Below are 1,173 nucleotides of genomic sequence, written 5' to 3' on the forward strand. Positions count from 1 at the left end.
ATCACACAATGGATCGTAGTAAATTACAAGCCTTAGCCAACGAACTAGCCAAGGATCTCAAAACCCCAGAAGATTTAAATATGCTCTCTCAGGAGCTAGTTAAGCTCACTGTAGAGGCAGCCTTAAACGCAGAGATCACCCACCATCTAGGTTACGAGAAGCATCGCAATAGCTTTGGCAAAGGCAATGCCCGTAACGGCACTACCAGCAAACGCCTTAAGGGTTCTCATGGAGAGGTGGTGATTGATGCTCCCAGAGATCGGGACGGTAGCTTTGAGCCACAGATTGTCGCCAAGCACCAAACTCGCTTAACCAGCATGGATGACCAGATTCTGACGCTCTATGCCAAGGGTTTGTCGACCAGAGAGATCGTGGGTGCTTTTAAGGAGATGTACGATGCCGATGTCTCGGCTACACTGATCTCTCAGGTGACTGATAGAGTCATTGAACAGATCACCGAGTGGCAGGCCAGGCCGCTCAATGCCATCTATCCCATTGTGTATTTAGACTGCATTGTGGTGAAGATCCGCGAGAACATGCAGGTCATCAACAAATCCATTTACCTGGCTCTTGGGGTTGATATGGACGGACATAAGGAGCTACTAGGCCTATGGATCTCAGAGAACGAAGGCGCTAAGTTTTGGTTATCTGTTCTGACCGAACTCAAGAGTCGTGGCGTACAAGACATTTTCATCACCTGCATTGATGGGCTCAAAGGGTTTCCTGAGGCGATTGCTAGCGAGTTCCCGCAAACTCGCATTCAACTGTGTATTGTGCATATGGTGCGGGGTAGCCTGAAGTATGTATCTTGGAAGGACTATAAAGCGGTTGGTGCCGACCTCAAGCGCATCTACCAAGCGACTACCGAGGCGCAAGCCCAAAAAGCCTTAGAAGAGTTTGGCAGTAAGTGGAATGTCCAATATCCGCAGATTGCCAAGTCCTGGACCAATCACTGGGCGAACCTACGAACCCTGTTTGACTACCCACCCGAGATCCGCAAAGCAATTTACACCACCAATGCCATTGAATCGCTCAATAGCGTCATTCGGTCTGCCACCAAGCGTAGAAAGTTATTCCCTAACGACACAGCGGCAACTAAAGTGATTTACTTGGCCATCTTGCAAGCATCAAAGAGATGGACGATGCCGATTCGGAACTGGAGAGCAGCGCTCA

1 protein-coding gene is annotated in these 1,173 nt (G+C 49.3%); it reads left to right on the top strand.

The features are described from left to right. Positions 1-8 precede the first annotated feature (8 nt). Positions 9-1,173, top strand: a 1,165-nt coding sequence (locus tag VC188_RS11845; protein ID WP_323484099.1) for an IS256 family transposase, incomplete at its 3' end; no start/stop codon positions are given.

Source organism: Polynucleobacter sp. MG-28-Ekke-A2 (genome assembly GCF_035012985.1).
GTDB lineage: Bacteria > Pseudomonadota > Gammaproteobacteria > Burkholderiales > Burkholderiaceae > Polynucleobacter.